The 24,497-nt window shown below is 41.0% G+C and carries 22 protein-coding genes; 2 read left to right on the plus strand and 20 right to left on the minus strand.

Annotated elements, in window-relative coordinates; translation table 11 throughout:
• Positions 1-44: 44 nt before the first annotated feature.
• The 5 genes from AX762_RS08220 to AX762_RS08240 all read right to left on the minus strand — a co-directional run bounded on the left by AX762_RS08220 (position 45) and on the right by AX762_RS08240 (position 4,237).
• The gene (locus AX762_RS08220) at positions 45-839 is read right to left on the minus strand and encodes an SDR family oxidoreductase (RefSeq protein ID WP_071848663.1); all 795 of its coding nucleotides are present in this window, start codon (positions 837-839) and stop codon (positions 45-47) included.
• Positions 840-1,852: 1,013 nt separating this feature from the next.
• Positions 1,853-2,224, minus strand: a complete 372-nt coding sequence (locus tag AX762_RS08225) for a glycine cleavage system protein H (protein ID WP_177244074.1) — start codon at positions 2,222-2,224, stop codon at positions 1,853-1,855.
• A gap of 30 nt (positions 2,225-2,254) precedes the next feature.
• Positions 2,255-2,644: an arsenate reductase family protein gene (locus AX762_RS08230; protein WP_071848665.1), complete on the minus strand. Its 390-nt coding sequence runs from the start codon at positions 2,642-2,644 to the stop codon at positions 2,255-2,257.
• 66 nt (positions 2,645-2,710) lie between these two features.
• Complete coding sequence (locus tag AX762_RS08235) at positions 2,711-3,754, minus strand: YihY/virulence factor BrkB family protein (RefSeq protein WP_071848666.1); 1,044 nt, start codon at positions 3,752-3,754, stop codon at positions 2,711-2,713.
• A gap of 252 nt (positions 3,755-4,006) precedes the next feature.
• Positions 4,007-4,237 (minus strand): DUF2969 family protein, encoded by a 231-nt coding sequence (locus AX762_RS08240; RefSeq protein ID WP_071848667.1) that lies wholly within the window; start codon positions 4,235-4,237, stop codon positions 4,007-4,009.
• A gap of 164 nt (positions 4,238-4,401) precedes the next feature.
• On the opposite strand from AX762_RS08240, the gene AX762_RS08245 reads away from it, so the two are divergent.
• Positions 4,402-5,298 (plus strand): fumarylacetoacetate hydrolase family protein, encoded by an 897-nt coding sequence (locus AX762_RS08245; protein WP_071848668.1) that lies wholly within the window; start codon positions 4,402-4,404, stop codon positions 5,296-5,298.
• 56 nt (positions 5,299-5,354) lie between these two features.
• Here the strand turns inward: AX762_RS08245 and AX762_RS08250 are convergent, their stop codons facing one another.
• From AX762_RS08250 to AX762_RS08290, 9 genes are all read right to left on the minus strand, one after another.
• Positions 5,355-7,073: a Na/Pi cotransporter family protein gene (locus tag AX762_RS08250; protein ID WP_143139330.1), complete on the minus strand. Its 1,719-nt coding sequence runs from the start codon at positions 7,071-7,073 to the stop codon at positions 5,355-5,357.
• A 478-nt stretch (positions 7,074-7,551) separates the two neighbouring features.
• Positions 7,552-8,913, minus strand: a complete 1,362-nt coding sequence (locus AX762_RS08255; protein WP_071848670.1) for a M20/M25/M40 family metallo-hydrolase — start codon at positions 8,911-8,913, stop codon at positions 7,552-7,554.
• Positions 8,914-9,013: 100 nt separating this feature from the next.
• Entirely contained in the window at positions 9,014-9,994 is a 981-nt protein-coding gene (locus AX762_RS08260) for an ABC transporter ATP-binding protein (RefSeq protein ID WP_071848671.1), read from the minus strand.
• Positions 9,978-11,072 (minus strand): ABC transporter ATP-binding protein, encoded by a 1,095-nt coding sequence (locus AX762_RS08265; RefSeq protein WP_071848672.1) that lies wholly within the window; start codon positions 11,070-11,072, stop codon positions 9,978-9,980. The genes AX762_RS08260 and AX762_RS08265 overlap by 17 nt, the downstream gene beginning before the upstream one ends.
• Before the next feature lie 118 nt (positions 11,073-11,190).
• Positions 11,191-12,870 carry an ABC transporter substrate-binding protein gene (locus tag AX762_RS08270; RefSeq protein WP_071848673.1) on the minus strand — a complete coding sequence of 560 codons (1,680 nt, stop codon included), beginning with the start codon at positions 12,868-12,870 and terminating at the stop codon, positions 11,191-11,193.
• A 123-nt stretch (positions 12,871-12,993) separates the two neighbouring features.
• The gene (locus tag AX762_RS08275; RefSeq protein ID WP_071848674.1) at positions 12,994-13,944 is read right to left on the minus strand and encodes an ABC transporter permease; all 951 of its coding nucleotides are present in this window, start codon (positions 13,942-13,944) and stop codon (positions 12,994-12,996) included.
• Between the two features lie 17 nt (positions 13,945-13,961).
• A complete protein-coding gene (locus AX762_RS08280; protein ID WP_071848675.1) occupies positions 13,962-14,912 on the minus strand; it encodes an ABC transporter permease in 951 nt (316 codons plus the stop codon).
• Between the two features lie 31 nt (positions 14,913-14,943).
• Entirely contained in the window at positions 14,944-16,131 is a 1,188-nt protein-coding gene (locus AX762_RS08285; protein WP_071848676.1) for a M20 family metallopeptidase, read from the minus strand.
• Positions 16,132-16,151: 20 nt separating this feature from the next.
• Positions 16,152-17,378, minus strand: coding sequence for a M20 family metallopeptidase (locus AX762_RS08290; protein ID WP_071848677.1), 1,227 nt, complete (start codon positions 17,376-17,378; stop codon positions 16,152-16,154).
• A 451-nt stretch (positions 17,379-17,829) separates the two neighbouring features.
• Between AX762_RS08290 and AX762_RS08295 the strand changes: the two genes are divergently transcribed.
• Positions 17,830-18,195 carry a hypothetical protein gene (locus AX762_RS08295; protein WP_071848678.1) on the plus strand — a complete coding sequence of 122 codons (366 nt, stop codon included), beginning with the start codon at positions 17,830-17,832 and terminating at the stop codon, positions 18,193-18,195.
• Positions 18,196-18,596: 401 nt separating this feature from the next.
• Here AX762_RS08295 and AX762_RS08300 read toward each other — a convergent pair whose 3' ends face one another.
• The 6 genes from AX762_RS08300 to AX762_RS13395 form a co-directional block, all read right to left on the minus strand.
• On the minus strand, positions 18,597-19,091 hold the full coding sequence (locus AX762_RS08300; protein WP_071848679.1) for a metal-dependent hydrolase: 495 nt from the start codon (positions 19,089-19,091) through the stop codon (positions 18,597-18,599).
• A gap of 375 nt (positions 19,092-19,466) precedes the next feature.
• Entirely contained in the window at positions 19,467-20,420 is a 954-nt protein-coding gene (locus tag AX762_RS08310) for a Cof-type HAD-IIB family hydrolase (protein WP_256244645.1), read from the minus strand.
• A 394-nt stretch (positions 20,421-20,814) separates the two neighbouring features.
• A complete protein-coding gene (locus tag AX762_RS08315) occupies positions 20,815-21,438 on the minus strand; it encodes a flavodoxin family protein (RefSeq protein WP_071848681.1) in 624 nt (207 codons plus the stop codon).
• A gap of 186 nt (positions 21,439-21,624) precedes the next feature.
• Positions 21,625-22,983 carry an NAD(P)/FAD-dependent oxidoreductase gene (locus AX762_RS08320; RefSeq protein WP_071848724.1) on the minus strand — a complete coding sequence of 453 codons (1,359 nt, stop codon included), beginning with the start codon at positions 22,981-22,983 and terminating at the stop codon, positions 21,625-21,627.
• 122 nt (positions 22,984-23,105) lie between these two features.
• A complete protein-coding gene (locus tag AX762_RS08325) occupies positions 23,106-23,534 on the minus strand; it encodes a hypothetical protein (protein ID WP_071848682.1) in 429 nt (142 codons plus the stop codon).
• A 505-nt stretch (positions 23,535-24,039) separates the two neighbouring features.
• Positions 24,040-24,345, minus strand: a complete 306-nt coding sequence (locus AX762_RS13395) for a tyrosine-type recombinase/integrase (protein WP_083432894.1) — start codon at positions 24,343-24,345, stop codon at positions 24,040-24,042.
• Between the last annotated feature and the right edge of the window lie 152 nt (positions 24,346-24,497).

Below are 24,497 nucleotides of genomic sequence, written 5' to 3' on the forward strand. Positions count from 1 at the left end.
AAAACCTTTATATTCGTGTGTGTCGGATGGATTCACAGACCGATTTAACTTTTCAATTTATCGGCGATGATTGCCGCTGCTTTTTTAGGCATGAGACGATACAGGCGATCCATCATTTTTGCATCATTCCCAACCATCACCCGGTATTGGTTGGCTTCGATAGCATCGATCATCATTTTAGCAGCATCTGAGGCACTGGTCAATTTATGCTCTTTACCGGAATCACCTGCTTTAGATTCGCGTACAACTTGAGAATTTGCCATGATGTTTGTTTTGACCGCACCCGGGAAGGCAACCGTCACTCCTATATTGGTATTCAGGAGTTCCGAGTGCAATCCTTCGGTCATCAGTTTGACAGCTGCTTTGGATGCCCCATAAACCGACTGACCCGGAACCGGTAAGAAACCTCCCATACTCGAAACATTAAGAATGTGCCCTTCCGGACGTTTCAACAATTCAGGCAAGAAACTTTTCACCATGTACAGCGTCCCGTAAAAATTGATATTCATGACCTGTTCGATTTTGTCGTAACCCAAGTCGTTAACGTTGATAAACGGCTGAATAACTCCGGCGTTATTGATGATTCCGTCAACACTGCCATGAAACTGCTTCACTTCATCGACTAACGCTTCGATCGCAGCTTTGTCAGTGATATCGATAACATGTGTGGAGATCTGTTCTTTATGATCTGATGCCAGACGCGCCGTCTCAAGCAAAGACTCTTCATTTATGTCCAAAGTGGCTACCCGCGCACCTCTATGTAATAGTTCCATGACAAGTTCCCTGCCCATACCCGAACCGCCACCCGTGATGACTAATGTTTTATCGTTAACTTTCATTGTTCTTCCTCCTCATTATGTATTCGCTTCAATTATACTATGGAAAAAGTATATATCATAGATTTTTTCAGCTGTATATGATAATGATTTAATCGCTTTCTTTGTTTAAGTGTCAACATTTGATAGATTCGTCTTGCTCGAGGAAATGACTGACTGGGTAATGTCAATATGGTCTTGAATAGGCGGGCTCGTTTATTCATTCATTATGAAAACATTCTTAGATTTATAATTATATTATACTTAATTATACTATAGTTTACTGTGTCCATCATTTGGACTACATGAAAGTTCGGCATACTCAATGGAAGATTTTAGTGAGTGGTGCCAAGTAGTGCCATGTTCGTAATGCTTTGGCATAATGGACACATCCTTTATTTTATAGGCTAATTATACTCCAATTTATTGTGTCCACTATTAAGACTACCTCAAAAGTAGTGCCAAGTTCGGCATACTCAACGTAAAAATCCAGTGAGTGGTGCCAAGTAGTCCCATGTTCGGCATACTCAATGTAAAAATCCGGTGAGTGGTGCCAAGTAGTGCCAAGTTCGGCATACTCAACGTAAAAATCCAGTGAGTGGTGCCAAGATGTGCCAAGTTCGGCATACTCAACGTAAAAATCCAGTGAGTGGTGCCAAGTAGTCCCATGTTCGGCAGGCTCAACGAAAAAATCCAGTGAGTGGTGCCAAGTAGTCCCATGTTCGGCATACTCAATGAAAAATCTCAGTGAGTGGTGCCAAGTAGTGCCAAGTTCGGCAGGCTCAATGTAAAAATCCGGTGAGTGGTGCCAAGTAGTCCCATGTTCGGCATACTCAATGAAAAATCTCAGTGAGTGGTGCCAAGTAGTGCCAAGTTCGGAAGGCTCAATGGCTTTTCTACTGGAGTCTACCTAAGACTGCCCCTATTCGACGTACTGAGGTGAAAATCATGTTTGAGTGATGCCAATTGGGCTTTAATTAAGTGCACTTAAGTAAAAAAAAAGAGCAGATTTCTCTGCTCTTTACCTTTTATATTATTTAAGCTTCGGCTTCCTTGTCGAATGCCAATTCCGTATCCAGTGATTCCCAGACACTGGCAGCCACTTCGGTCACTGTGATGATCCAGTTCTTAGCTTTATCTTCTTTATTTAATAACGCAGGTTCGTCTTCCAGTTCTTTATGCGTTTCTTTAACACTTGCAGAGAACGGCAGCGTGATTTCGGTGACCGCTTTGGCACCTTCAACGTTTAAAAAGGCGTCCCCCTGCTCGAGCTTGCCGTCGTTTTCAGTGATCTCCGCAAACATGACTTCGCCCACATCGTCCTGGCCTTTTTCTGATAAACCGATACGGTAATCCGTTTCGTTCATTTTTTCTATCCAGATACCATTGTTGTGATATTTAACTGTCATTATCATTTCTCCTTTGCTGTATGCACTTGACTATAGCCAAGTTTGGTTATAAATGTCTTCTTTATAGCCGACCGTCAGTTTATCTCCGTCCATCGCCAACGGACGTTTGACCACCATACCGTTTGAAGAGAGCCACTCAGCCGCTTCTTCGATACTCATATTGGGTACTTTCTCTTTCAAGTTGTTTTCTCTGTAGACATTTCCGCTTGTGTTGAAAAAGGATTTTATCGTACGGTCCGATTTTGACAAGATCTGTATCCATGTTTCTTTGGATGGCGATGTCTCCAGTAAATTTTTGAAAGTATATGAAATGTTGTGTCCATCTAACCACTTCTGTGCCTTTTTGCATGTGCTGCACCGTGGATGACAATAAAATTCCAAATGTATTCCTCCCTGTGATACATCGTGTGCCTTTATCATTATAGACTACTTTCGAACAAAAATAAAAGAGTGAGGCAGCCAGGCACTCACTCTACATTAGGCTCATCATTTGTCCGTATCAATATCCGGGTTTTTCTTTTCCCATTCTTTCAATTCGTCCTCTTTCAATTTACCTACTTTATAGAGCTTGCGTTTCAGTAAGATTGTTTCAGCTTCACTTGGATAACCTTTCCAATCTGAATCTAGCAGGCGTTTTTCATTGCGTTTTTTCGCTTCGTATTCAGGAACAGATATATAATTTTTCCATTCAAAGATCATCGCATTGATAAGCGCGCCAAAGAGCAAGATCAAACTCGACAGATACAAGAATACCATCAACGCAATGAATGCGCCGAATGTGGCGTTCGCTACGGCATCTCCACCAGCAAAGTTCAATATGATAGAAAATCCTTCCGTCAACGCTACCCATCCGACTGTGGCAAAAATGGCGCCTTGGTAAGAATACTTGAACGTTAAATGATGATTGGGTACAAACCAGAAAACGATTAAAAAGACCAGGAATAAAATGACGATCAGTACGACCCATCGCAATAATAAGAATTGTTGAATGAATGGAATTGTTATGCCTATCGTCTCTTGTGCAAACACTAATATCTGTTCACCAAAGACAAAAGCAAATATTGCCATGCCAATGACAAGGATTATCGCAACCATCGTTATAAGTGAGATTATCCGGCCGATGACAAAATTACTCGTTTGCGTGGAACCGTAGACATCATCCAATACACGTCTTAAAATGGTGATCACACGACTCGCTGACCAGAGTGCGGCTAACAAACCAAAGGAAATCGCACCTCCACTTCCACTTTCCAGGTAATTCAAAATGACCGGTTCCAGTACATTATATATATCCTGTGGCACAAAATCTTGTGCGATATTCAATATTTCATCCGAATTGATCGGTAATAACGGAATAATATTCGCTAAAACCAGTAAAATAGGAAACAAAGATAAAAGTAAAAAATAGGCCATTTCGGCAGCACTTTGATTTATTGTTCCTCTCTCCCAGTTTGATTGAGCGATTTTGATGAAACGCACGAGTTTATCTTTTCGTGGAATCTTCTCTTCAAATTGTTCAACTTTTTCCACTATTACACACCTTCTTTCAAATTTCTTCTTTTATCAATCATAGCATAATTAGGTGTTTCATCCCTATCAAGAAGCACTGTCGAGTACTGGATGTAGATAGAAGTAACAGGTGATAACATGAAACTAATTAGACGGCTAGCCATTATGTGTACGCAACCGAATCGAATCCATCAGTGACTAAACAAAAAAAATACGCTTGTTTTGATTTCAGCCAAAACAAGCGTACTTTTTGTATTGTATTTAAAAAACTATTTATTCATCATGTAAGTTATATTCTTCAATAATCATTTGGACGCCTTCATCGATAGATTGGGCTGTTCGTTTTTTGCCTGACTTGAATTCTACGCCGACGAGACTGTCACCTTCTTGTTGCAAGGTACCGATCACTTTTTTCTTAACGACGAGTTCCAATTCAGTAAACGCATCCGTATTATTTTTAGTTTCGTTGATTTCTACTTCGATTTGCTTGTTTCTTTTTGCCATATGAATTCCTCCACTTTCTTCTGTCCCATAAGTGTACTAAAAACAAACCCTTTGAGCAAGAAGCAATATTACTATCCTAAATAATCACAAGCGCTATTTTTTGTTATTGATATCGTTTTACTTATACTTCTAAGTATAGCAACAAACAAAAAAGGGGTTATATTATGCGACTGGTTCGTTATCGGGCACAAGAAAAGTTGACTGAAAAAATAGGACTAGAAATGGAAACCGATGTGCTAGATATCTTACGCCTAGCTCGACATTTAAACACCTCTCTCCCTCAAACGATGGCAGATTTGCTCGAGCATAGTGGCGACGGATTAAAGCAGATTCAAGATACTTTAAACAAAGCAGGCGACTTACATCTAGATTTGAAAGACTATTTGATACCGGAAACAGAGATCATATACTTACCGCTTGTAAAAAATCCCGAAAAGATCCTTTGTGTAGGGATGAATTACGTTGAACATATAAAAGCAACGGGTGGAGAGGTCCCAACAGATCCCATTTTTTTCAGTAAATTTTCCAATGCTCTAGCTGCACACAAACAGAAAATACCTCTTTCAGCTAATGCCGAACGCGTTGATTATGAAGCGGAACTCGTTGTCGTTATAGGTAAGAGCGTGAATAGCGTGCGCGAAAAAGAAGCAGGTGAAGCCATACTCGGCTACACCATTGGCAATGACCTCTCTGAGCGGAACTTTCAGTTTGAATCTTCTCAGTGGTTGATCGGAAAAACAATGGATTATTTTGCACCTGTGGGTCCCGCCTTAGTTACAAAAGACGAGATAACCGATTGTCAAGACTTAACGATTCAAACCAAACGTAATGGCAAAATCGTTCAAAACAGTTCAACCAAAGACATGTTGTTTGATGTGAATAAACTGGTGAGTCAAGCCTCTCAATTTATGACTTTAAAACCTGGAGACTTGATCTTTACCGGTACACCAACGGGCGTTATCCTGGAGAAACCAAAAGAGCAACAGGACTGGTTAAAGACAAAAGATGAAATTGAAATTACGATTGAATCGCTCGGCACCTTGACGAATACATTCGTATAGAGAGCATAGAAAAAAGAGGAAACGACTTGAATGAGTCATTCCCTCTTTTTTCGTTTTTAATTAGTTTTAGTTGCTTCTTCTACTTTGCGTGTGTGACGCGGTCTTTTTATATCCTGTTGGAAAGGATATCTTATACCTAATGAATGCTTGGCAATTTTAGCTGCATGATCAGACATTCTTTCCAGGTTTGAAACGATATCAACGAACAGTATCCCATCGGATGGTAAACCGGTTCCTCTGTTCAAGCGATCGATATATTTCTTACGGATATCTTCTTCTAAACGGTTGACTTCTTTCTCACGTTTGATCACTTTACCCGCAAGTGAATAACTATCTTGTGTGTAGGACGCGACGGCATCGGAAATGTTTTGTTCCACGAGACCAAACAACGCAATCAAATCTTCATCGTAAAAGATTTTTTCTGGTTCCTTATTGCTTTTCTTCGCTATTTTTTTCTGAGCCCGTGCGGCTTCTTTGATGTTGTTTAATACATTCTCACTGTGGTCACCGATACGTTCCAGATACTTGGTGATATCCACTAGCTCTGCATGTTCCGTCGAACTTTTCAGTGGAAGGTCTTCTACCGAGATCAGCATCAAATATTCAGTCAGACGCATATCGATATCATTCACGACCTCTTCAAGCTGCAAGGAGTTAGACAGGCTCGTTTCATCCTGATTCTTGTAGTACTTAAACATTTCTTTATATTCTTCCAAAACAAACTCGCCCATTTGCTGAACTTCCAGTTTCGCCTGGTTCAAAGCAATGGCAGGTACGGTTGTGATGATAGAAAAATCTAAATGTGACGCATCGTATTCGATAAGAGCATCATCACCAGGAACGATTTTGGTTACTAAATCGGCCAGTTGATTGATAAACCACATTTGAATCAACACGTTCGTGATGTTGAACAATCCATGCGCAAAGGCTATCTGCATTGCCGGATTCAAATTTAATATAGGTGTGATCGTGACGATCAATGAAGTGAACGGTTTAAGCACTAGAAGAACAGCAAAGGTCCCTACTAAATTGAAAATGATATGTGAAGCGGCTGTACGTTTTGCAGCAACGCTGGCACCAATAGCAGCCAGAAAGGCGGTCACTGTGGTACCAATGTTATTACCGAATAATACAGGTAGCGCACCAGCAAGTGCGATTTGGTCTTGTGCATATAATTCTTGTAAGATACCGATACTACCACTGGAACTTTGAACGAGCCAGGTAAAGACGGTCCCAACCCCTACACCCAGAATTGGATTCCCTGATAAGCTGACCATTCCGTCCTGGAAAGCCTGAAAGTCTCTTAACGGATACATGGCATCTCCCATGAGTTCCAGACCGAAGAACAAACCACCGAAACCAAACATGATCTGTCCAATATTATTGATCGAGATTCGTTTAAAGAAAAACAGTAAAAAGGCGCCGATTCCCATGATCGGTAATGCAAAAGCACCGATATCGATCCCGATTATAAACGCTGTCACTGTTGTTCCGATATTAGCACCCATAATGACACCAATGGCTTGCTTGAGTTTCATAAATCCAGCACTAACAAGTCCTACGGCTAATACCGTCGTTCCTGTGCTCGTCTGCATCAGCACTGTAACCACTATTCCTGCAATGATCGCACGAACGGGTGTGGCTGTCATCGTATTTAGAATCGTACGCAAACTATCTCCAGCAGATTTTTGTAGGCCATCTCCCAAATATTTCAATCCAAACAGGAAAATACCTAATCCACCTATAAACATAAATAGCATTTCTTGTATATCCAACGCGAAACCCTCCATTTTATAATCTCAGTAACATAAATGCTGAAACAACTACCTGAATAAAGCAGTTTCTGCTTAGCCCATTTCAGACACTATACATCTATCATAAATGTTATCTTAGACAAAAAAAATATGTTTTTCCTGTCTGAGAATATTTTAATGTAACGGGCTGATCGATCGCAAGGAATCGCAATACAAAGAAAGCGCTATTAAAAAATGGTTTCTTCACTAATTGTTCAAAAGCGAACTAGTATGTAATTGTCTCGCTTGAGCATTCGTAATTGACTGAAAGACTTCGAATGTAACACGTTTTCATTTCTTGTCAAATTGTTCATTATCCGTCATTCATTTCTCTGTTTCATTTACCTCTTGTTCACATTTTCGTAACAAAATTCACTTTTTTTAAACCATTCGTTTACAAAGCTGCCCGTCAGATTTTTTCAGACGCAAAAAAACAGAGCATCTGCTCTGTTTTAGCTGTTTAAAAATCTTTGAGAAATTGAACCATGTGTAATGCACCATCTTCGAAATCTTTCAATCTAATCGATTCATTGGGCCCATGCGCTTTTGATTCCGCGTACCCGCAACCACTGCTCGCTACCGGAACGTTTAGGTATTCTCCAAAATAAGCCATTGGACCTGATCCAGCATTCGTTGGTGACAAGACAACTCCTGACTCTTTTCCGTATACTTTCTCAGCCGCCTTTTTGACTGTCTGTAAGAATGGACTTTCCAAGTCTGAACGGAATGCCTTCAGTCCTTTGAGTAAGAACAGTTCGACATCCTGGAACCCTTCTTTATCCAGATGTTTCCTGATGACCTGTTCGATGTGTTTTGGATCCTGTCCGGGGACCAAGCGGCAATCCAGTTTTGCAGATGCCTTTCTTGGTAAAACTGTTTTTGTCCCCTCATCTGTATACCCCGACAACAGTCCGCTGATCGTCATCGTCGGATAAAACGTCAAGGCTTCTTCCGTTGACCAGTCCAGATCTTTTGTGATGAACGGATGCTTCAATCCATATATTTTCGTCATCTTCTCACTGTTTACTTTTTGCTGGTTGACGACTTCGCGCGCGTAATCAGAAGGCTCTTCGATGTTATCGTAAAAACCATCCACCAATACCTGATTCTCTTTGTTTTTCAAGCTGGCTAAGGCATGTGTTAATCGCCAGGCCGCATTATCGATGACCGCTCCAAGTGACGAGTGAATATCGACGTTTGCACTTTCAACCAGCAGATCAAAATAAGCCATGCCCTTGACTCCTGTTTGAATGACAAAATTTTCTTCCTCGTCTTTGCCGCCGAATTCCCAGATGCAGCCGTCACTGCTGAACAGATCGGCATACTTTTTAATGTACGGACCAAGATTCGGACTACCATTTTCCTCTTCACCTTCAACTAAAAATTTCACATTACACGGCAGACCGTCTTCTGTCGCCATCAAAGCTTGAATCGCATATAAACGGACAACGAAATTAGCTTTGTTGTCGGCCACACCTCTACAGAAAAGTTTGCCGTCTCTCACAGTCGGTTCAAACGGTTCGCTTTTCCATTCGTCTAGCGGATCTTCCGGCTGCACGTCGTAATGATTATAAAACAGCACTGTTTTATCCGGATTGTCCTTTTCACCTGCAGGAAAGTAGCCGTAAACGACCGGGTTGCCACCACAATCGTCTAACACTTGTGTCTCTCCACCCGTTTTTTGAATCATCTGTTCCACGTATTTCACCGTAGGCAAGATGTTTCTATTTTGAGTGGACACTGAGGCTAAACGTAAATAATCAAAGAATTCTTCTTTCCGTTCCCGGATGATTTCTTTTACAGCATGGTCTGTTGTCAACATTTTATCTCCCCCTATGTATTAAAAAAGACACGAACGAGAAGTTTACCTTTATCGGTGGCTTCTCGTTTATGCCGCTTTGTAGTCTTTTTTGCTCAAGGTATCAAGCATACTGCTTGGCCTTTTTCAGTAACCTTTGTCGCTTTTTACGATACAAAGGGACTTCATCTTCATGACAATAAATAAAGTGTTCCGGCGCAATTTCATGCAAACCGACTCCGTTATGATTATCGTAGTGATGATAGCCCGGATCATATTCGGTCCGGACACGATGCCGCTCAGCTTCAGGATCGGGTGTTGGAATAGCTGATAACAGCGATTCGGTATACGGATGAAGTGGCGCTATATAGAGTTCATCTGCATTGGAGACTTCTAAAATGCGTCCTCTATTCATCACACCGATGCGGTCACTGATGTATTTAACCATGGATAAGTCATGGGCTATAAACAGATACGTTAAATTGTTTTTCTCTTTCAACTCTTTTAGCAGGTTTATCACCTGTGCTTGAATAGAAACATCCAATGCACTGATTGCTTCATCAGCGATGATAAAATCCGGTTCGACAGCTAAAGCTCTCGCAATCCCTACCCGTTGACACTGTCCACCAGAAAATTCTTTAGGATAGCGATTCGCAAACTGTTTGTTCAAACCTACTGATTCGAGCAATTCATGCACTTTCTTAGTCCGTTCAGCACTGTTTGTTTCCATACCATGAACCTTCAGCGCTCCCCCGATTATTTCTTTTACCGTCAACCGTGGATTTAGGGAAGCATAGGGATCTTGAAAAATCATCTGCATCGATTTTCTGAATTTCAATAAATCTTTTCTCCGTTTGATGCTATTGATATCTTGTCCCTTATAGAGAATTTGACCTCCGGTAATGTCTCCCAGCTTGATGATTGCTCGACCAGTAGTAGACTTGCCACTACCCGACTCGCCAACGAGACCAAATGTTTCGCCTTCATATATTGAAAAGCTTACATCTTTCACTGCGCGTACTTCTGATTTTTTTCCTTCATTGAAATACTGTTTGTATTCTTTTATTTCAACGATTCGTTTTCTTTCTTCAATATCTTCTGCCATAAGCTTCCCCTCCCACTGTTTTAGACATTCTCTTTTCTGAATTTAAATAACGGAATTTTTCCTTCCGTCTTATTACTTCTGCGGGTGGTATAACCTCTGGTGCATCCGGATGCAAAAGCCACGTTTTAGCGAAATGGGTCTCGCTGACTTTAAACAGCTCTGGATCTTCATAAAAGTCGATACCTAAAGCATATTCATTCCTGGCAGCAAACGCATCTCCTTCTGGGGGATGCAATAAGTTCGGTGGTGAGCCTGGGATAGTATACAAACTTGTCTGTTCCACATCTAATGTCGGCATGGACGCAAGCAATCCCCAGGTATATGGATGCATCGGATTATAAAATATTTCATCTGCCGTACCGATTTCCACTATTTTGCCTGCATACATAACAGCTACGCGGTCAGCCATTTGAGCGACGACGCCTAAATCGTGTGTGATAAAGATAATGGACGTATCCAGATCTTTCTTTAAATTATTCATCAAATCCAGTATTTGAGCCTGAATGGTCACATCCAACGCCGTTGTCGGTTCATCGGCAATGAGGATTTTGGGCTCACATGCCAGTGCGATAGCTATCATGACGCGTTGTCTCATTCCACCGGAAAATTGATGTGGGTAACTTTTATACGTTCTTTCCGGGTGTTGAATCCCGACTAAATCCATCAATTCAAGAGCTTTCTGTTTTGCTTCTCCCTTACTCACGCCTTTATGGGCTATGATCGGTTCAGCTATCTGTTTTCCTACCTGCATTGTCGGATTCAATGACGTCATTGGATCTTGAAAGATCATCGCAATGTCATTGCCTCTGATTTTCTGAATTTCTTTTTCGGAAAGTTTAAGCAGGTCTTTTCCTTCAAACAGGATTTCCCCTCTTTCAATTAGGGTATTCTTTTTTGGGAGCAACTGATTGATTGCTTTAGTGGAAACAGATTTACCACTTCCTGATTCACCAACAATGGCTAATGTTTCTCCTTTTTTTAATGAAAAATCTACACCTCTGACTGCTTGTACAACGCCTTCAAATGTCTGGAAAGAAACCGCTAAGTCTTTCACTTCTAAAATTGTTGTTTCTTCCATCTTTTTCACCTTATCCTTTCTAACTACAACTCTTCTACCAACGTATATTGAAAAAAGAGACACACACTAAACCTTTCTTAATGGGTGTCTCTCTCCAATAATTCCAACTAAAAAGGGTCTATTCTTCCGTATCTAGTGTCCATTCGTGCAAGTCGTGTAGTGAACCTGCCCAGTATTCCTTGATCCCACCATTCAAATTATCCACTTGAACACTGAATTGAGAATCGGAATATAAAGGTACGATTTGCATTTCATCTTGCATATGTTGTTGCAGTTCAGCATAGATAGGGTAACGTTCATCAAAATCGGTTCCAGCCATGCCTTGTTCGATCAGGTCGTCAACGACTGGATCTGATACAGCCATGTTATTGGAAGCTCCACCTGTTTGGATATAACTTGCAATGTTCGGATCGACTGTATGTCCCCATCCCATTAAACCAATGTCATAGTCTAAATCCTGCGCCATGGATAACCAAGTTGGGAAGTCATAGCTATTAAGATTAACTGTCACACCGATTTCTGAGAACCATTGTTCGATCAAGTTACCGTTTTGTTCTCTGACGGCATTTCCTGTAGGTACCACAAATTCAAGTGGGGTATCAAAGTCAAAACCGGCTTCTTCAAGCATTTCTTTTGCCAATTCCGGATCATATTCCAAGGGCTCTAAGCTGTCATCTTTATATGGGCTGGCAGAAGAGTATGTTGAAGCGAGGACTTCGCCACGTCCACCCAGTAAGTTTTCAACTGTCAGCTCTCTGTTTAGTGCATAGGCAAAAGCTTGACGAACTTCTAGATTATCAAATTTCTCATTATTGATAACCATGTATTGACCGTTAAAACTTGGGTGTTCTTCAACAACTAATCCTTCAATGTCTTCTAGTAAACCGATATCTTGTACTGGCACCATGCCGATACCTCCGCCAGCTGTCATGTGTAAGTTGCCAGCTTGGAATTCAGTAATTAGTGATGTGCCATTCATTACACGTGCATACACAGTTTCAATTGCTGGTGCACCACGGAAGTAATCAGGATTAGCTTCTAAATGAACGTAGTTATCGTTGTCATATTCAACGAACTGATAAGCCCCACTGAAAACAGACGGCATTGTTGCCTCTTGTGAGTTTGGAATATCGACGATTTCGATATCTTCAAAGACATGTTTCGGTGCAATGAGAACATTGAACCCTAAGAATTCTGATAGGTAAGCTAAGTCGACTGGACTTTTAGTCGTAATAGTCAATGTTTTTTCATCGACGACTTCAACACCAGCTAATTCTTCTGTCCCTTCTTCACGTACTCCTGATGAATCCGTTCCTTCAATCATCGCTACACTCGTACCGAGCGTTGTTTCAACTTGCGGATCAGCAATCGTATTCAGTGTAAAGGCTACGTCATCTGCAGAGACAGGTTCCCCGTCCGACCAATTTGCGTCAGGATCGATGTTAACTGTAAAGACTTGATTATCCTCTGTTTCGAATGATGCGAGTCCAGGTTCAAAACTATCTGCAGTCGGCATGACCAGCAAACTGTCATAGAAAAAGCGCTGAATCCATGTTCCTGCTACACCTGGACGGTAGAACGGGTTGAAACTGTCTGGTGCATTAGTCAACCCGACCATAAGCGTTGAACCATCTCCAGCATCAACTTCCGGAAGACTTTCAGCTGATTCTTCTGCTCCTTCTTCTGATGATGCATCTTCATCCAAATCCGGTACATCCCCATTACCACAAGCTGATAAAAATAGAGATGATGCGAATACGATTGTTCCATATTTTAATACGCTTTTCATTTTAGACATGTTAGTCTCCCCTTTTTAAGTCGTTACCTTAAAGGCAACGCTTATATGTTTTAATGATTTTATTTAACTATTTTTTTACTTTCTATAAAGCTTTCAACATCAATGGTTCCCCCCAAAAAGCCATTATGTTTTTGTTTCTCCTTCAATCGCTTCACGTAAGCCTTCTCCGATAAAATTGATGGCCAGAACTGCGATAAAGATCAAGATACCTGCAGGCACCCATCTCCAAGGTTCTGAAGTCAATACTCTCAATGACTGCGCCTCGGATAAAATATTCCCCCAACTTGGACGTGGTTTTTGCACACCAACACCCAAGAAGCTCAATGATGCTTCTGTTAATATGGCTGTTGCGATCCCAAATGTTGCATTTACTAGGATCGGAGATAGCACATTGGGTAAAATATGAATGAATAAAATACCGGGCACAGAATAACCTGTTGAAACAGCTGCTAAAACAAAATCCTGCTCTTTCAATGTCAGTACTTGCCCTCTGACCAGCCTGCAAAGCGGCGGCCAGCCTAACGTTCCAAGTACGATCGTTACGACCCATATTCCGGATCCTAGTAATGATACCAGCGTTAAGATAACCATAAAAAACGGAAAAGACATAAAGGCTTCGGTTATACGCATGATAATACTATCGACGAACCCTCCGAAGTAGCCTGAAACTAAACCTAAGGTCGTTCCAATGATGACGTAAACGAAAACCGAACCAATTCCGACAATCATAGATACTTGCGTCCCATGGATAAGTCTCGTCAGAACATCTCGTCCGATATCATCCGTTCCTAAATAAAAATTATCATAGGGCGCTGCCTGAAACATACCCACTGAAGCATCACGTGGATGCGGTGCTATTTGATTGGCGAAAACGGCGGTTGAAAGTAAGATAAGAAAGATCACGAGGCTAATTACCGCAATTTTATTTTTCAAAAACCTTTTAGCCACTGTTTTAATGTAACTATCACCATCTGTCGCAACCTGTTCAGCAGTGTCCGGATAATTCGCTCTATCCATGGTACTCACTAAACGAAACATTGCTTCTGCATTTTTATTGCCTACATTTTGTGCCATTCTTATCTCCCCCCTTTCTAATTATATTTAATACGCGGATCGACTACCGCATACATAATATCTACAAATAAGTTAGCGAATAACACGACAACTGCCGACAACATTGTTATTGCCATCAGCATCGGATATTCACGTTGCTGGATAGCCATGATCGTCAGACGCCCCAGACCCGGCCATTGAAAAATCTGTTCTGTTACAATGGCTCCACCAACAAGCCTAGGCAAATCTGTCCCAATAATCGTAATTACGGGAATAAGAGCATTTCTGATGCCATGCTTAGTTAAGATCACTTGAGCTGCCAGACCTTTTGCCGTGGCGGTTCGAATATAATTTTCCCCATATACCTTGATCATCGTCGCTCTCATATAACGCGTCATATTCGCAATATAAAAGGCTGAGAGAACACTTACGGGTAATATCAGGTGATGCAGAACAGTCAATATGCTACTCTCTTCACCTAGCTGCGACATCCCACCTGTTGGGAACCAGCCGAGTCGGACTGAAAAGATATAAATCAACCCCAGTCCTAAGAAAAAGTTCGGTATGGAAACTCCGACAAATGCGCCCCCGGTCAGTAAGGTGTCTACCCACGTTCCGTGTTTTCTAGCACTTAATATCCCAAGTGGAATCGCGACTAAATAAGAAAAGAGTAAGGTTGCCCCCATCAGAACAATAGTTGGTCCTATACGAGAAACTAAAATAGGTAAGACCGGATAGCGTGTAGAATAATTGATTCCCAAATCTCCTCTAAGCGCTCGCCCAAGCCATCTTACGTATTGAACAGGATATGGCTGATCTAATCCCAATGCTGTTCTCGTCGCTTCAACTTGCACCGGTGTCGCATCAGGTGTGATATATAGATCAGTTGGATCTCCTGGTGCAAGATTCATCATGATAAATGCTCCGATCGATATCATCAGCAAGACTGGAAGAGCTGTCAGCAGCCGTTTTAAAATATACTTTTTCATTTTCTCCCCTTCTTTCCTCTTGAAACATACCTTAATTTGTCAAGTAGCTATCGATAATGGTTAAAAAGACCTCCCCAGATCTTAATAGTGCTTGTTCATCGATTTCAAATTTCGGATGGTGGTGTGGATAAGTAACTTCCTTTTCAGGAGGCTTGGCCCCGACGCGTAAAAATGCTCCCGGTTTATTTAATAAGAAGTAAGCGAAATCCTCGCCACCCATTTGTCCTTCCACTTCTTCCACTTCCTCTGCTGCAAAGGCAGTTAGAAACGCAGCTTTGACTTTGTCTACTTCCTCAGTGGTGTTCTGGATGGACGGATAACCATGTGTATAATCGATCTCTACGGTTGCGTCATAAGCTGCCGCGATTTGGGCACTCATTGTTTTTAATTTTGATTCCATCAGCTGCTGGATATCCTGATGCATCGTTCTGACTGTCCCGACTATTTCGGCCGTGTCTGCGATAATGTTATAGGCCTCGCCACCTGATTGAAAGCCGGCAAAGGTTAAAACTGCTGGCTTCACTGGATCGGTCATGCGGCTCACGATCTGCTGTAGATTCGTGACGATCTGTGTGCCGACGGTCAAGGCATCATGGGTATCGTGAGGTGCAGCACCGTGTCCACCTTTACCCTGGACTTTCATTGAAAAGGTATCGGAGTTAGCTGACCCAAACCCGTAATTGTAATAGACTCTGTTCAGCGGTTGTTCGGCGCCGAGATGGATGCCAAAGACATAATCGACTGCATCCAGTGCACCATCTTCCACCATCGATTTGGCCCCCCCGGGCAATACTTCTTCCGCATGTTGATGGAGCAGGACGATATTGCCGTGCAGCTCTTCCTGGTGATTCACCAGTACGTTAGCGACACTGAGCAGGGATGCGGTATGACCATCGTGGCCACAGGCGTGCATGATGCCCTCTTCTTTGGACTTGAAGTCACTCTCGACTTCTTCGGTCACGCGCAGGGCATCGAAGTCAGCGCGCAAGGCAATCGTTGGACCGTCGTGCTTCCCTTTGATCGTTGCCACAATGCCGTAGCCATTTCCGACGTTCGTTCGAATGTCATCCACGCCGATCGTTTCTAACTGTTCGCTGATATACTTTGCTGTTTCAACTTCTTCAAAAGACGGTTCCGGATGTTCATGTAGATATCTTCGCCATTTCACTGTTTCCTGAAAGTTATCTGCTAACTCTTGTCTCCATTTGTCTAAAGTCATTCGTCACCCTTCTTTCACTCTTAGTCTAAGACTGCGGTTTCTGTTTCCGCTACTACTTCCACGCCACTAAATAAATAATAATCAATAATATCAACGAAGCATTTCGCTCCGATTAACATGGCGCGTTCATCAAAATCAAATTTAGGATGATGATGTGGGTAGCTGATCCCTTTTTCTTTATTACCTGAATGAACAAAAAAGAATGAGCCGGGTTTCTCCTGCAGGTAATAAGCGAAATCTTCGCCTCCCATACGCAGAGGAATCGATTCAACTTTCATATCTTTACGGTTCGTTTCAAATAATGTCTGAATCAGTGCCGTTTCTTTCTCATGATTGAATAGTGCCGGATACCCACGTATATAGTTGACCTCACATGTGGCATCATGAGCGTCACAAATGCTTTCTGTCATGGATTTTATTTTTCCTTCGATCAAATCTCTTAATTCCGGATCGAAGGTCCTAACGGTTCCTTTGATCGATGCCTTGTCTGCAATCACATTGTCCGCACCATTTCCCGCTTTTAATGTGGAAACAGTTAACACACCGGCTTTTTTAGGATCTTTGTTTCGACTGATAATAGACTGTAACTGATTGACCACGTATGAAGCGACGACGATCGAATCGACCGTAGCATTTGGATAGGCTGCATGTCCCCCTTTTCCTTGTATCGTAATATCGAAGAAATCAGCCGCGGCCATCGCATACCCTGAACAATAAGATACTGTTCCGTATTCGAGTGGCGATCTTAAATGCAACCCATAAACGGCATCTACGTCTTCCAGCGCGCCGGCATCGACTATTGATTTTCCGCCACCGGGTAAAACTTCTTCCGCATGTTGAAAGATAAATTTAATCGAGCCTGCAAGTTCGTCTTCATATGCTTTCATCACTTTAGCTACACTGAGTAAAGTCGCTGTATGGCCGTCATGACCACACGCGTGCATGATTCCCGTATTTTGTGATGCAAAGGGTAAGCCAGTCTGTTCTTCTATGCGTAAGGCATCAAAGTCAGCCCTTAAAGCAATCGTTGGTCCCAATTTGCTTCCTCTTAAATAAGCGACAATCCCTCCGCCCCCAACATTTTCTTCAACCTCTGTATAACCGAACGCTCTCAATTTATCTGCGATATATTCTCTGGTCTGCCATTCTTCAAATGATGGCTCCGGATGTTGATGTAAATGTCTGCGCCACTTTACCGTAGTGGGATAACATTGATTCAATTCTTTTTCTAGTTGGTTAATTAACATGTGACCCACTCCTAAATTAGATTAATCTAATGAAAATGAGAATCTTTTAATAATTCGTGTCGTTTTTTAAAGTCTATACACTACAAAACCGATTGTCAATGCTTTTACCTTTATTCCTATCATTGTATTCTAATCAAATTCTTTATTATAACTCATTATAGTTGTCGTTTTCGGCAACAAAGCGCTTACAATCAAATGTGGATAAAATATGGCAAACAGTTAATTGTTATCATTTATGACATCCCTTTAGTTTAATCAGTGTGATAAATTTTAGTTATACAAACGCTTAGTGTCTAAGCGTTGAACATCCCTTTTTATGTTTATGAGAGTTCACTCTCCAATATTTACTTTGACGCTTTAAAATCATATAATAAGTACTATAAAATAACTTGCTCAACTTTTATAAAAGAACGCTTGTAGTAAAACGCTTGTAGTAAGTAGAGGTGAAAATATGGACGAATTAGCTAAAAATGATTACATTGACTTGAAACGACATGCGGAATCAATAGGTATGACACCTGAAGAATATGCTTTAAGTCTTCACGAAAAAAATCAAGCTTTAAAATCTGTGCTGCTGAATAAAGGATCCGAGTTCAAATATTTTGTAACTGAATTTCACTCAGTTCTAGATGGTTTAACGCAATACAAAGATTCTAATGCTATAAAAGGTACTTATGAACATTATGAATTAATTAAGTGTGTGAACAATTTACTTCTGATGACAAGTCGTGATCCCAACTTACTTGCCCAGTTGTATCATCATTTCCCAAAAGGAATCGATGGTAAAATCAAAGAATTTAATAATCTGACTACTTAAACACAAAAGCCTGTCCCAGTTTATTTGGGACAGGCTTTTCTAAGTTATAAGAGTCAGGACAAAAGTCTCCAGCAAAAAATGCATTCCTGTTTCACTTCCTGATTATAGGACTGAAGAGAGGAACGCATTTTTTCTTTATTATCAATCAGCTTAAAAATTTTTATACCTTTCATTATTCCGCCATACTCGTTAGAAGCAATGACATAGTCGACCATTCTATTTTTTTCCAATCCCATTGAATATGATGCAGGCGTCCATGACTATCCCTTAAAGGACCTGCTGCACCTCGCTTGGACTTTTTCTTCCTGCTATGAAGAGACGGCTTTTTTAAAAATTCAGCTCGTTTACTTATGAAGTAAATCCATCAAACAGCAAGCGTTGTTTCTAAGTATATACGATACCTAAGTGGTAAGAAGCACAAGCTGGTAGAATAGTCCGGCACAAGCCGCTAGAAAAAGAACCGTCTCGCTCACCTTCCCAGTCTTGTAATATATCAGCTTAAAACCAAACTGTATCCTCTTATTATAAACTGGCTGTAGCCATGCCACGCCGGTTTTCGAAAAAGAGTCTTCGACTAAGTGAGCAATATAGCCGGCAGTAGACCAGTAAGCCCATTCTAGAGGCTGCTGAAAAGACGACAAAATAAACTGAGCTGCCAGCATGAAGAAGATAACGCCGATTATAGAGTGCAATAGCCCTCTATGTCCGAAGACCATTCTTATGCCATCGCTAATGCCTCGAGTTCGGTTGCCGATAAAGGATTTTGGGTGGTCGATATCCGGAAAAACCGAACCGATCCCCAGAGCAATAATGTTTCCGGCAGTTAAAGAATTGGTTGAAACAAGTAGCGGTAACACTGCGGCATAAGTGACAACGACATGTGATTTGTAAAGCATATTTTTCTCCTTCTAGAAAACAGATAAACTAAATCTGATTTAAAAATTATTTTTGGTTTACTATAGTCCTTTTCATATCAGCCAGCTCCTCAATGATCGGCTGCTGAAAAGATAAGCCTTCACTCTGAGCAATTGAATCATACGCCTCTGCATATCTCTCTTTCGTGATAAGCTGACTAATTCTTCCTACAACGTAAAAGAAGTAAAGGAACGAGTTGGACGTCCTTGCCGGTGCAGAACGAGTCCCAATCTGATCCAATCAATCAGGCGATTTTCTTCCATTATAAAAGGCTACGAAAGATGTCAAAGAGGCTGGAATAAGCATTTCTTTTAATAAAGAAATGCTTATCTCACCCTCTAATCTGCTTTTTATTATCAGTCGATCAACTTATAGCGTTTCAAACCCTCTACGATTCCGCCATCCGTATTGGAGGAGGTGATGTAGTCAGCTGCTTCCTTTACGTCATCGATTCCATTATCCATCACCACACTGTAATCAGCACGTTCCAGCATTTCCTTGTCATTCGGTCCGTCTCCAAATGCGTATAGCGGGACATTTTCCATTTCTATGGCTTTAAGTAAGGCATCAATGCCCGTTGCTTTGGAATGTCCTTTTGTGATCGTGTCCATGCTGTAAGGAGCATTCCGGTAAAAGGACAACTCCGGGAATGTATCGATGAATTCATGATCCAGGAAAGGATCTTCATTTACCACAAGCATCATTAAGATTTCTTCTTTTTCGCCAAGGGTACTATCAATTTCAGGCGGATTTTCATGGATAAAGTTATAGGCCTTTTTCAACGTTTCACTATAGCGTGTAGTTCGTATCTTGTCAGTACTGTATAGAGAAAGTGGTAGTTTCTTTTCATTCATCATTTGTTTCAGGAGATCCACCAGTGACTTCGGAATAACATTACGGTATACTTCTTTTCCTTCGTATTGGATATATTGTCCGTTGAGGGTAATGAACGAATCGATCACCGTTTCTTCCAGTACATGCTGGATTTCCAGTGGGCTTCTTCCAGTCGCTATGAAAGGTACTGCACCCTTTGCTTTCAACTGAACGAGCGCTTCTTTTACCTCTTCATCCACTAATGACTCGTCATTTAACAATGTTCCATCCAAATCAAAAAACACTAATGCGGTTGGCTTCATTTGAATACTCCTTTTAAAATCATATTTACTTGATTGACCTATATCTCCAATGAAATTTTGATCCCTATCTATTTCGGGACTGGGCGAATATTTATTGCAATCATACCAGCTTTCGGATCCTTTCTCTGCACACTGATGGAATCTCACTGAAGAAACCATCAGTGGGTCAAACACACAATCCTCCTTATACAATAAGGCTTCATTCGTTTGAGTCATTTCCATTATACCTTTTATTTGCATTGTTTTAAAAATTTTAAACCGATATTTGATTTCAACAAAAAAATAAGCCTTGCAACATTGGATGACTAGCGTCAAACCAACGTTACAGTGCCTATTATTTTAAAGAGTATGGAGTTGAGGGGAGTCGGTATTTCTGTATATTACCATTTGTCAATAACCATACTCCAATAAAACCTAGGCTTGTCGGGTAATTTAAGTCTATATTTTCATTATTAAATCTTTTATCGGGAAATCACGGAAATATAGCTCTTATGCCGGATACAGCTTCTTTTTTAACGTCACATATATGTCTGCCACTGTTTTCTTATAGTCCGACAGACATCTTTTTTCAGTTCAGTGTATTTCCTTCTGCAGGAATAGGTGTGTTCTTCAGCATGCCTGCAAGGTGATATGTGTTGTAAGCAAGCCTTTTAATGGCAGCTTTCGTAAATTCATTTTCCTTTCCAGCATCCATATAGGACGCTCCTGGACCGGCTTCTCCAACCCAATACGCATCCACATTCGGTGGAACCACGAATCCAATATGAGACAATCCATATAATAAGGATGCAGACGCATGCTTAGCGCCATCTTCATTGCCCGTCACTACTACTCCTCCGACTTTGTTATAGAAAACAGCTTGTCCTTTATCATTGGTTTTGCTGCTGCTACCGTAGAGTCTTTCAATAACTTGGGTAGCTAATGAGCTTTTCTCTCCCAGCCATAGCGGGGTTCCAATAATGAGAATATTTGCTGCTTGGACTTTTTCATAAATTTCCGGCCATTCATCCTCTCCACCCATATCCTCTTGCACGCCAAGCGCAATTTTATAATCAGCCAGCCGGATAATTTCAGATTCGACTCCCAACTGTTTGTAATGAACTTGCACATCGTTCATAAATCCTTCTGTATGAGACAGTTCGCCTGTGCTTTTTAATGAAGCATTTAAGAATAAAGCTTTTAATGGTTGCATCTAATTACTCCCCTTCAATTCATTTAATGGTTTCTTCTGTGTTCTAATACTGTTTTATATTCAAAATCCTTCAATGTCGCTTTTGGCAACAAGTATTTCTGGAAATCAAAAGTTTTCAATTCCTGATCATCAGCTGTGGTACTGCAATTTTGTCCATGTTTTATTAACCTGCATCTTCAATTATTTCTAAAGCATATATCCTAAATCAGAAGCTGCCGTTGGATAAGCATAGATCATCTGCTTGAGGTCCTTGACCGCTAAATCAAACTGTATGGCTGTGGCAAAATGATTGATCAATTCATCTGCTTCGTGGCTGATTAAGTGGGCACCGAGTATTTTACCGGTCTCTTCATCAGTGATAACTTTCACCATTGCAAATTTTTCATTTGTGCGCTTGTAGGTGTACCAGTCAGATGTCTCCATTTTATTCACTTTGATTTGATGGCCCTTTTCCCTCGCCTGATCTTCAGATAATCCAACAGATGCCAGTTTGGGAAGAGTGAACACAACAGTCGGCATCACTTTGTAATTAGGTAACCGGTGATTTCCTTTGAGCAGATTTGATGCCACTACATGCGACTCCATCGATGCAACCGGGGTTAACGGAAGTCCCTCGGTCGCGGCTGCATCCCCGGCTGCGTATACTCTTGGATTGGTGCGGCTTTGAAGAAATTCATTGACGGCAATGCCGCTTTTTTCGCGTTCTACGTTCCCTTTTTCAAGTTGCATATCTTCTAAGTCAGGTATACGCCCTGCACCATGTAGAACCAGATCACCTTCCCAGTGAATCTGTTGGCCATTATTAACTCCATTTACGATGTAAGAAGATCCTTTTTTTTCAATCGACTTTGCTTCCGTATTGAGATGGATATGAATTCCGATTTCTTTCGATTTCTCCATCAGCAGTTCAACTAAATCCGGTTCGAAGTTCTCAAGCGGGCGTTTGCCACGGTGAATGATATGTACTTCCGATCCGGCCCGTGCAGCGATATGGGCAAATTCGAAAGAGATATATCCACCGCCGATAAACACCATTTTTGCTGGAAGCTCGTCCAATTCCAAGAATTCATCGCTGTATGTGAGATGTTCCGTCCCTTCAATCGGCAAAGGTTCAGGTTTGGCTCCGTTTGCGATCAGAATGTACTTTCCGTTCAAAACGTCTTCGCCTACTTGAATTTTGTCTTCGCTCAAAAAAGAAGCTCGTCCATGAAAGACATGAATTCCTGCTTTTTGAAAGTTCTTCACTCTGTTATCCGGCACCGGTTCGGTAAAGGTACGCTTATAGGCCATCAATTCCGGCCAATTGATGCTGGAATCAGAACTGATACCCTTCCCTTTCATTCTATTAATACCATCAATCATTTCCGCAGCTCCCACAAGCACTTTTTTCGGATCGCATCCTCGGAGAGCACAGGTACCGCCAAAAGGCTGTGAATCGACTATTGCGACTTTCCACCCTGCTTTATTACACTTGAAAGCTGCAGCGGAACCTCCCGAACCCGTCCCAATGATAATCAAATCAAATTTCCCTTCCACTTCCCTCATCCTTTCCATATAAAAAGAGAAAGTATTTTTCCCCTTTACTTTTTATCATACTAGCCCTACTATTTTACCAATCATATCATCAAAATCACCTCTTAACTAGCGATACAGCCCATGCGATCCGGTTACCCGGCGTAGCGGGAAACTTTACTGCCGTCTTTATCCAGTGTAATGGCGGCCAGTTTAAACCCTACAGCTATTGTCAGATAGGGAGCCATTAAAACTTTTAAATCGTCTGCGGTTAAGCCGAACTGTATGGCAAGTGTTGCGCTGTAAATCACCCCGCCCGCGTTTCCAGCCATGACATGTGCCCAAAGGATTTTTCCTGATTGATGATCGACAACCAGTTTAAAGACACCGCTTGTTTCCCTTTTTTCTAATACTCGGGGCACATTTTCCAGCGGCTGGATGGAAATCTTCACGTCATATACCTGATTCCGGGCTTGCTGTTCAGTCAGCCCGACTGTCGCAATGGACGGGTTGGTAAAAATCATGTCCGGCACAAACCGAAAGTCCACTTTCTTATCCGAAGATTCCAAAGCGTTCTCAACCACGATCCCGCCTTCATAGGTAGTTAAAAAAGACTAAGATAACACTGGGAAAAGCCATAATACGCACAAAAAACACCATAATTAGAATTGAGGCCTTAAGCATGGTGCTGATTTGTGTTCAATTGTTTGAAAATACCGCAGTATAGCTATAGTCTTGCTACTAAAGCTATACTGTATCTAGCAGGGTTCTTTTTTTATTACTACTTAACTTAACATTACAATATAATACGATACGATATAACACAGTATCATGCGATACATCATGTACTACATTAATAGTATACAACTTCAATTTTAATCCTTCAGGTCTAACGTAAGGTTAAATAGGTTCTGGAAAAACACACTTTTATCGACGAGGATATTATAAGGCTTTGAACTAAGAAGCTGATGTAAATATTTCATCGTAGAATACTTTAATGAAAGGCAATGCAACAACTTAAATACTGAACGACATAACTATTAACTGTCCTGCTACATATCCCAACTATTAATAGGGTATTAGATATCATTAATGAAATAAATACTCTCTTACACCATCGATTAACTCTTTTTCAGTAATATTTAAATATCTTGTCGTAACTTCTGAACTGCTATGACCAAACCCTTTACTTATTAATACTACGTTTGCTCCTGCTTTCAGTAAATTAGTTGCGAACCCTCTTCTTAAACAATATGGATTAATATTTCTAAAATTATATTTAATGGAGTATTCAAATAATCTTTTCTGTATAGTATTAGAATTGCTCCCTCCTTTGCATATGCCTTCACCAGATCGATTAATAAAGAGGTAATCATTATAGTACCATCGAGGTATACAATATTATCAGTAAAATCAAAGTGTCTTTCTCTGTTAAACATCATAGTAGAATTTCTTATTCCTGTTCTATACATCAAAAAGATCGCCTCTGCATCACGTATACCAAAAAAATCATTAAAGTTCAAAGTAGACAACAATTTTGAACGTCG

This window comes from Alkalibacterium sp. 20, from assembly GCF_001885615.1.
In the GTDB taxonomy this organism is placed as follows: domain Bacteria; phylum Bacillota; class Bacilli; order Lactobacillales; family Carnobacteriaceae_A; genus Alkalibacterium.